The organism is Mesorhizobium sp. M4B.F.Ca.ET.089.01.1.1 (assembly GCF_004022605.1).
Classification (GTDB): Bacteria; Pseudomonadota; Alphaproteobacteria; order Rhizobiales; family Rhizobiaceae; genus Mesorhizobium; species Mesorhizobium abyssinicae.
Map to the genome: position 1 here is coordinate 1 of NZ_RZOS01000441.1, position 4,585 is coordinate 4,585.

General features: G+C 65.0%; 3 protein-coding genes. All 3 read right to left on the reverse strand.

The window, feature by feature from the left end; translation table 11 throughout:
* Positions 1 to 2,416 (reverse strand): helicase-related protein (locus EN780_RS28060; RefSeq protein WP_128275923.1); only part of this gene is annotated, 2,416 nt, incomplete at its 3' end.
* Between the two features lie 759 nt (positions 2,417 to 3,175).
* Positions 3,176 to 3,901, reverse strand: coding sequence for an acetoacetyl-CoA reductase (gene phbB / locus EN780_RS28065; protein ID WP_128275921.1), 726 nt, complete (start codon positions 3,899 to 3,901; stop codon positions 3,176 to 3,178).
* A 118-nt stretch (positions 3,902 to 4,019) separates the two neighbouring features.
* Positions 4,020 to 4,585, reverse strand: a 566-nt coding sequence (locus tag EN780_RS28070; protein ID WP_128275922.1) for an acetyl-CoA C-acyltransferase, incomplete at its 5' end; no start/stop codon positions are given.

Below are 4,585 nucleotides of genomic sequence, written 5' to 3' on the forward strand. Positions count from 1 at the left end.
CTTCCATATCGTCGGCCGTGGCGCCGAGGATCGACATCATCGGCGGCGTCACCATGAAGGCGTGGCCGTCATAGGCGCCGTCGGGACGCTGGCCGAGGCCGGGCTTCCAGTTGGTGGCGGGACGGATCAGGTCGGCCAGCCGCTCAAGAATATCGACGCGCACGGCGCGGCGGCCGAGATTGCGATAGCCGGCGAGCTTGTAGAAGCTCTTGTCGAAGGCGGGATCGATGACCACCGAGGTGCGGCCCGACGCCAGCGCATGAACCACGTCGCCAAAGCCGGGCTTGTCCTTGCCGTCGTTCTTCAGCGCCCACAGCAGCGTCACCAGCCCGGCGGGCGCCGGCTTGATCAGTGCCGGCACGAAGACGTGATAGGCGCCGAAGCGCACGCCCAGCCGGCGCAGCGCGGCGCGGCCCTCCTGGTCGAGCGACTTCATCTCCTCGGCGATGTCGCGGCGATTGATGAGGCCGAAATGCTCGACGAGCTGGAAGGCGATGCCGCGGCCGATGCCGGTGAGCTGCTCGGCATTCTTGAGGTCGACCAGGGGCTTCAGCAGCGACTCGATCTGGAAATTGACGAAGCGCTCGGCGCGCGCCGCCACCTTGTCGCGAGCCGGACCGGTGAGCTGCTCGTCGGCCAGCAGCACGAGGCGCGGCTTCAGCGGCTCGTCGCTGGCAACCAGCGTTCCGATCGGCGCGCCGATCCAGCGCAGCGTGCCGTCCGAGCCAAGCGCGAGATCGCCATTGGCGCAGGCGCCGAAGCGCTCGGCGCGTGTCTCGAACTCCGCGGCAAGCGCCTTCTGGGCGGCCGTGCGCACGGCCTTGGCATCCTCGCCACCGGCGCTCTGGTCGGCGGTGAAGCGGAACCCCTGCAACTCGCCGACATGATGGCCTTCGACGAGGACGGTTCCGGTTGGGCTGATTTCGGCTTCAGGCATGGTATTTTCTCTAAGGCGCCGCATGAGGACGGAAGTCCTGCGGTCTACGAAGCGTTTCGTCAACCGCTCATGCAGCGCATCCGACAATCTGTCTTCGATTTCGCGCGTCTTTTCCTGCCAGTGTGCCTGATCGGCCAGCCAGCCGGGGCGGTTGGCGACGAAAGTCCATGTGCGGATCTGGGCAATGCGGTGCGACAGCGTGTCGATGTCGCCGTCGGTCGTGTCGGCGCGGCGCACCTGCTCGGCCATGTAGTTCTCGTCGACATGGCCATGTCGGGCGAGGTCCATGTAGATCGAAGCGATCAAGTCTGCATGCTGGGCCGGCGCGATCTTGCGGTAGTCGGGCAGGGCGCAGGCCTCCCAGAGCAGCGCGACGCGCTTGGCGTCGGTGGCGAGCGCGCGGATAGCCTCGTCGCGCGACAGATGCTCCAGCGCCTGCGCGTCCACCGCCGGCAGGGCGCGCGTCAGGCCTTCGACCGGGGCGTTGGTCTCGATCGAGCGCTTCAGCGCGTCGAGGCTGGCGAAGTCGAAATCGGCAGTGCGCCATTGCATGACCTTCACCGGATCGAAATCATGGCTCTCGATCTTCTTGATCAGCTCCTCGTCCAGCGGATCGACCTGTCCGGTGACGCCGAACGTGCCGTCGCGCAAATGCCGGCCGGCGCGGCCGGCGATCTGGCCGAGCTCGGCGGCGGTCAGGTTGCGGTACTGGTAGCCGTCGAACTTGCGGTTCTGGGCGAAGGCGACATGGTCGAGGTCGAGGTTCAATCCCATGCCGATGGCGTCGGTGGCGACGAGATAGTCGACATCGCCGGCCTGGAACAGCGCGACCTGGGCGTTGCGGGTGCGCGGCGACAGCGCGCCGAGCACGACGGCCGCGCCGCCCTGCTGGCGGCGGATCAGCTCGGCAATGGCATAGACCTCGTCGGCGGAGAAGGCGACGATCGCCGTGCGCCTGGGCAGGCGGGTGAGCTTCTTCGAACCGGCATAGGCAAGGTGCGACAGCCTGGGCCGCGTCACCACCGAGACGCCCTTGAGGAGGCGCTGCAGGATGCCGTGCATGGTGGCCGCGCCGAGCAGCAGCGTCTCCTGGCGGCCACGCAGATGCAGGATGCGGTCGGTGAAGATGTGGCCGCGCTCGAGATCGCCGGCAAGCTGCACCTCGTCGATGGCGACGAAGGCGGCATCGGTCTCGCGCGGCATCGCTTCCACCGTGCAGACCGAATATCTGGCGCCTGGCGGCTGGATCTTCTCCTCGCCGGTGATCAGCGCCACCTTGTGGGCGCCGACCTTCTCGCAGACGCGCGTATAGACCTCGCGTGCCAGAAGCCTGAGCGGCAGGCCGATGACGCCGCTCTCATGCGCCACCATGCGCTCGATGGCGAGGTGGGTCTTGCCGGTGTTGGTGGGCCCAAGCACAGCCGTCACGTCACGGCCGGAAAGGATCAACGGCTGAGGATGTTTCGGCTGGACGTTCATCGGCCCGGAAATAGACTCTCTGCCGCTCGTTGTCGGGAGCACGCCAGCGATGGCGCGTGTGACAGGCGACACATAAGGACTTCATGCGCGAAGCGAAAGCGGAATGTTCCGCGGTCAGTCTCCCTGACTCCATATGAGGGTCCGAAATGCGGTCTCGGTTAATGGTTGGAACGAGTCTGGAACGAATCGGCGACGAATCACTGACTCGCCGAGATTCAGGTTTTGTTCACGGCTACATGTGGGTTTTTCGACGGCGAGTCTCACCACATGCTGAATCTCTTGATTGGCCCGATTCATGCAGGGCGAACGCGAGTCGCGCGGCGCCGTTAACCTTTGCCGATCGGCGACGGACCCTGATCTTCCGGCCTTGCCCAAGATTATGAAATTCTTGACTTTTCCTAACGCGCGTTAACCTTTTGGGGCGGATTTTCGGTCCTCGGCGTTAACGTTCCGGCCAAAGCCGGAACGAATCGGCGACGAATCAGCGATGACGGTGTTTTCCCGGTTTGTTCACCCCAACATGTTGTGTCGTGGCAAAGTTTTCCACCGAGAATCCACAGGGTTGCGAACAGCTTTTGCACAGGCTCCGTGACGGCCGTTAACTTTTGCGTGCCGGATCGGGGCAGGGCGTCGCGCGGGAGACGCCGCGGGGGCGGCAACGGCAACAAAAAACGGGCCGGTCTCCCGGCCCGTTTGTCAGATCGCTGTCTCGGAATTTCGGACCCGAACGCGTCGCGTCTTCAGGCGAATTGGCGGGCCTCAGGCGAAATACTGGCCGCCATTGGCACTGATGGTCGAACCGGTGATGAAGCCGGCTTCGTCGGAGGCGAGGAAGACGACGCAGCGCGCGACCTCTTCCGGCTCACCGAGCCGGCCGACGGGGATCTGCGGGATGATGCGCTCGTTGAGCACCTTCTCGTCGATCGCCTTGACCATCTCGGTGGCGATGTAGCCGGGGCAGATGACGTTGACGGTGATGCCGGCGCGGGCGCCCTCCTGGGCCAGCGCCTTCGAGAAGCCGATATCGCCGGCCTTGGCGGCGGAATAGTTGACCTGGCCGGCCTGGCCCTTCTGGCCGTTGATCGAGGAGATGGTGATGACGCGGCCGAACTTGCGGTCACGCATGCTGCCCCACAGCGGATGCGTCATGTTGAAGACGCCGGACAGATTGGTGTCGATGACCTCTTTCCACTGCTCGCGCGTCAGCTTGTGGAACATGGCGTCGCGGGTGATGCCGGCATTGTTGACGAGCACCGAAACCGGGCCGAGATCGGCCTCGACCTGCTTGATGCCGGCAGCGCAGGCGTCATAGTCGGCAACCGACCATTTGTAGACCGGGATGCCCGTCTCGGCCTTGAACTTCGCGGCCGCCTCGTCATTGCCGGCATAGTTGGCCGCAACCGAATAGCCGGCCTTTTTCAGAGCGATCGATATTGCCGCGCCGATGCCGCGCGATCCGCCCGTGACGATTGCTACCTTGCTCATGTGGTCCTCCCTTTAAATCGTCAGCGAATAGAGAGCAGCGAAGCGAATAGGATCTGTCGTCCCGGCGCGCGACGCTTTTCTTCTTTATTCGCTACTCCCTTTTCGCTATTCGCTGAGCTCAGAGCGCTTCGACGCACATGGCGACGCCCATGCCGCCGCCGATGCACAGCGTGGCAAGACCCTTCTTGGCGCCACGGCGGCGCATCTCGAAGACCAGCGTGTTGAAGACGCGGGCGCCGGAGGCGCCGATCGGGTGACCGATGGCGATGGCGCCGCCATTGACGTTGACGATCGACGGATCCCAGCCCATGCCCTTGTTGACGGCGCAGGCCTGCGCCGCGAAAGCCTCGTTGGCCTCGACAAGGTCGAGGTCCTTGACCGACCAGCCTGCCTTCTCCAGCGCCCGCTTCGAGGCCGGGATCGGGCCGGTTCCCATGATCGCCGGATCGACGCCGGCGGTCGCCCAGGAGGCGATGCGGACCAGCGGGGTGATGCCGCGGCGGGCGGCTTCGGCCTCGCTCATCAGCAGCGCGCCGGCAGCGCCGTCGTTGATGCCGGAGGCATTGGCGGCGGTGACCGTGCCGTCCTTGTCAAAAGCGGGCCTAAGCTTGGTCATGGCGTCGAGCGTCGCGCCGTGGCGGATATATTCGTCCTGGTCAACGATCGTATCGCCCTTCTTGCCCT